This window comes from Pseudomonas sp. PS01299 (assembly GCF_029960145.1).
GTDB classification, from domain to species: domain Bacteria; phylum Pseudomonadota; class Gammaproteobacteria; order Pseudomonadales; family Pseudomonadaceae; genus Aquipseudomonas; species Aquipseudomonas putida_A.
On sequence record NZ_JASCPO010000405.1, the window covers coordinates 1 to 2,982 of the forward strand.

General features: G+C 63.6%; 3 protein-coding genes. 1 reads left to right on the forward strand and 2 read right to left on the reverse strand.

Going from position 1 to position 2,982, the window contains the following annotated elements:
- Nucleotides 1-97: 97 nt before the first annotated feature.
- Both QMX91_RS30335 and QMX91_RS30340 read right to left on the reverse strand, forming a co-directional pair.
- The gene (locus QMX91_RS30335; RefSeq protein ID WP_282413848.1) at nucleotides 98-1,147 is read right to left on the reverse strand and encodes an ATP-binding protein; all 1,050 of its coding nucleotides are present in this window, start codon (nucleotides 1,145-1,147) and stop codon (nucleotides 98-100) included.
- The gene (locus QMX91_RS30340) at nucleotides 1,147-1,896 is read right to left on the reverse strand and encodes a response regulator (protein WP_027612321.1); all 750 of its coding nucleotides are present in this window, start codon (nucleotides 1,894-1,896) and stop codon (nucleotides 1,147-1,149) included. The genes QMX91_RS30335 and QMX91_RS30340 overlap by 1 nt, the downstream gene beginning before the upstream one ends.
- A 295-nt stretch (nucleotides 1,897-2,191) precedes the next feature.
- Here QMX91_RS30340 and pyrF point away from each other — a divergent pair, with 295 nt between their 5' ends.
- Nucleotides 2,192-2,890, forward strand: a complete 699-nt coding sequence (pyrF, locus tag QMX91_RS30345) for an orotidine-5'-phosphate decarboxylase (RefSeq protein ID WP_047295723.1) — start codon at nucleotides 2,192-2,194, stop codon at nucleotides 2,888-2,890.
- The last annotated feature ends 92 nt before the right edge of the window (nucleotides 2,891-2,982 follow it).

Below are 2,982 nucleotides of genomic sequence, written 5' to 3' on the forward strand. Positions count from 1 at the left end.
GGCTTGCTCGCGAAGGCGGCCGATCATTCAACACAGAAGTCGACTGACACACCGCTTTCGCGAGCAAGCCCGCTCCCACGGTGGATAGGTGTGTTTCTCAAGTGCGCGGCAGGCGGATGATTGCGGTCAGGCCGCCACCCGGGGTTTCTTCCAGATTCAATTGTCCACCCAAACGCTGCGCTGCCTCGCGGGCGATGGTCATGCCCAGGCCGACGCCGCCGGAGTTGCGGTTGCGCGAGCCTTCCAGGCGAAAGAACGGTTCGAACACCGCCTCGCGCTTGTCTTCGGCAATCCCCGGGCCGTGGTCGATCACGCGGATCAGCAGTTGCTCGCGTTGATCCTGCAGTTCGATGCGTGCCTGTCCGGCGTAGCGCAGTGCGTTGTCCATCAGGTTGTTGATGCACGAGCGCAGCGCCATCGGCTGCACCTGCAGCGGTGCGCAATGGCCGCTGACTTCAACGTCTGCACCTTGATCCTGAGCGTTCTCGCACAACGATTCGACCAGCGCCTGCACATCCATCAACTGCAACGCTTCGCTGGTGCGCTGTTCGTGCAGGTAGGTGAGGGTGGCGTCGAGCATGCCGATCATGTCGTTGAGGTCCTGGCGCATCTGGCCTTGCAGTTTTTCGTCGTCGATCTGTTCCAGGCGCAGCTTCAACCGCGACAGCGGAGTGCGCAGGTCGTGGGAGACGGCGCCGAGCATTCGTGCTCGCTGCTGCACCTGTTCACGAATGCGTTGTTGCATCAGGTTGAAGGTGTTCGCGGCTTGTCGGGCTTCACGCGGGCCGGACTCGTCCAGCGGCGGGCTGTCGAGGTTTTCGCTGAGGCGTTCGGCGGCATCGCTCAGGCGCTGGATCGGCCGGCTGAGCAGTTTGGCGCCGTACCACGCAGCGATCATCAGCGAGATGAACTGGAAGGTCAGCGGCACCAACGGCCCGCCGAACCAGGGGCGCGGCGGGCGATGGGCGAAACGTGGATCCGGCGGTGGCCGTTGGCCGTCGACGCCCTCGGCAAACTCCGGCGGGGGCGGCGGTGGGGGTGGCCCATAGTGATGAAACCAGGCAAAGGCCAGCAGGTGCGCCAGGACGATCGCCACGAACAGCATGCCAAACAGGCGGCCGAACAGCGTGTCGAAGCGCGCTCGCATCAGCCGATGTCTCGCGCGTCGAACAGGTAACCTTCACCGCGCACGGTTTTGATCAACTGCGGGGCTTTCGGGTCGTCGCCGAGTTTTTGCCGCAGGCGCGACACCAGCAAATCGATGCTGCGGTCGAACGCCTCGATCGAGCGGCCACGGGCGGCATCCAGCAGTTGTTCGCGGCTGAGTACCCGGCGCGGGCGTTCGATAAAGACCCAGAGCAAGCGGAATTCGGCGTTGGACAGCGGCACTACCAGGCCATCGTCGGCGATCAACTGCCGCAGCACGCTGTTCAGGCGCCAGTTGTCGAAGCGAATGTTGGCGCGCTGTTCGGTGCGGTCATCGCGAACCCGACGCAGGATGGTCTGGATCCGCGCCACCAGTTCCCGTGGCTCGAACGGTTTGGCCATGTAGTCATCGGCGCCCAGTTCCAGGCCGATGATGCGATCGGTGGGTTCGCAGCGGGCGGTGAGCATGAGGATCGGGATGTCCGATTCGGCGCGCAGCCAGCGGCACAGCGACAGGCCGTCTTCGCCGGGCAGCATCAGGTCGAGCACCACCACGTCGAAATGTTCCGCCAGCATGGCCTGGCGCATGGCCGCGCCGTCGGTGACGCCGCTGGCGTGGATGTTGAAACGCGCGAGGTAGTCGATCATCAGCTCGCGGATCGGCACATCGTCATCGACGATCAGCGCACGGATGCTCCAGCGCTTGTCGTCTTTCTGCTCATCAGTCACGGTGGTCTGGGTGTTGTGCATGGGGCTGTTCATCTGCCAGTAGGCCGCCAACCACAAAGATGGGCTGCGAGGTGGTGGTTTCAGCATAGGCGTCCTGCCGTGAGGCGGGAAGTGCTGATGTAAGGACGTGTTGCGGCTGGCGAGGCTAGCGCGGGCGCTTGTTGGCGGCGTGTCGGTTGTGTATCGGGTTCGACACAATAGCCGCGAGCGCTATGCTGATCACGTTTGCGGCGACGATTTACCGATCATCGGGTGCCGCGCCGCCGCCGCTTCCGCTACAATGCGCGCCGATTTCGACTTGCCTGAGAGCCCATCCATGTCCGCCTGCCAGACTCCTATCATCGTCGCCCTGGATTTCCCCACCCGTGACGCCGCACTGAAGCTGGCCGACCAGTTGGACCCGAAACTGTGCCGGGTCAAAGTGGGCAAGGAACTGTTCACCAGTTGCGCCGCGGAAATCGTCGGCACCTTGCGTGACAAAGGCTTCGAGGTGTTCCTCGACCTGAAATTCCACGACATTCCCAACACCACTGCGATGGCCGTGAAAGCCGCTGCCGAGATGGGCGTATGGATGGTCAACGTGCATTGCTCCGGTGGCCTGCGCATGATGGCGGCCTGCCGTGAAGAGCTTTCCAAGCGCAGCGGCCCGCAGCCGTTGCTGATCGGTGTGACCGTGCTGACCAGCATGGAGCGTGAGGATCTGGCCGGTATCGGTCTGGACATCGAGCCGCAGGAGCAAGTGCTGCGTCTGGCTGCGCTGGCCGAGAAGGCCGGGATGGACGGTCTGGTGTGCTCGGCGCTGGAAGCCACCGCACTGAAGTCGGCGCACCCGTCGCTGCAACTGGTGACCCCGGGGATTCGCCCGGCGGGCAGTGCGCAAGATGACCAGCGCCGTATCCTGACCCCGCGTCAGGCGCTGGATGCCGGTTCCGATTATCTGGTGATCGGCCGTCCGATCAGCCAGGCGGCGGATCCGGCCAAGGCATTGGCTTCGGTCGTGGCCGAACTGGCCTGATCAAACACGCAAGATCCAATAATGTGGGAGCGGGCTTGCTCGCGAATGCGGTGGATCAGTCGAAATTGATATCGACTGATCCACCGCATTCG

Excerpts from the sequence above, each read along its gene's own strand:
- QMX91_RS30335 (WP_282413848.1), bottom strand. The coding sequence starts at position 1,147 with ATGCGAGCGCGCTTCGACACGCTGTTCGGCCGCCTGTTTGGCATGCTG.
- QMX91_RS30340 (WP_027612321.1), bottom strand. The coding sequence starts at position 1,896 with ATGCACAACACCCAGACCACCGTGACTGATGAGCAGAAAGACGACAAG.
- pyrF (WP_047295723.1), top strand. The coding sequence starts at position 2,192 with ATGTCCGCCTGCCAGACTCCTATCATCGTCGCCCTGGATTTCCCCACC.